Origin of the sequence: Pseudomonas persica (assembly GCF_900291015.1) — a bacterium.
Lineage (GTDB): Bacteria > Pseudomonadota > Gammaproteobacteria > Pseudomonadales > Pseudomonadaceae > Aquipseudomonas.
In genome coordinates this window covers 1-280 of record NZ_OLKL01000096.1, presented here as the reverse complement: position 1 = coordinate 280, position 280 = coordinate 1, and the positions used below count along the sequence as shown (strand labels likewise).

Annotated in this window: 1 protein-coding gene; it reads left to right on the top strand. The window is 64.6% G+C overall.

The annotated features are described in order from the left end of the window. A partial coding sequence (locus FQ664_RS25845; RefSeq protein ID WP_306109835.1) for a citrate/2-methylcitrate synthase occupies positions 1–280 on the top strand: 280 nt, incomplete at both ends.

The window sequence follows — 280 nt, the reverse complement described above, 5'->3', positions numbered from 1 at the left end:
GCGATGCACACCTCGCTGATCCTGTACGCCGAGCACGAGTTCAACGCTTCGACCTTCGCCTGCCGCGTCATCGCCGGCACCGGCAGCGACATGTACAGCGCGATCTGCGGTGGCATCGGCGCGCTGCGTGGCCCCAAGCACGGCGGCGCCAACGAAGTGGCGTTCGAAGTGCAGAAGCGCTATGACAATCCGGACGAAGCCGAGGAAGACATCAAGGCCCGCGTGGAGCGCAAGGAAGTGGTGATCGGTTTCGGCCACCCGGTCTACACCGTGTCCGATC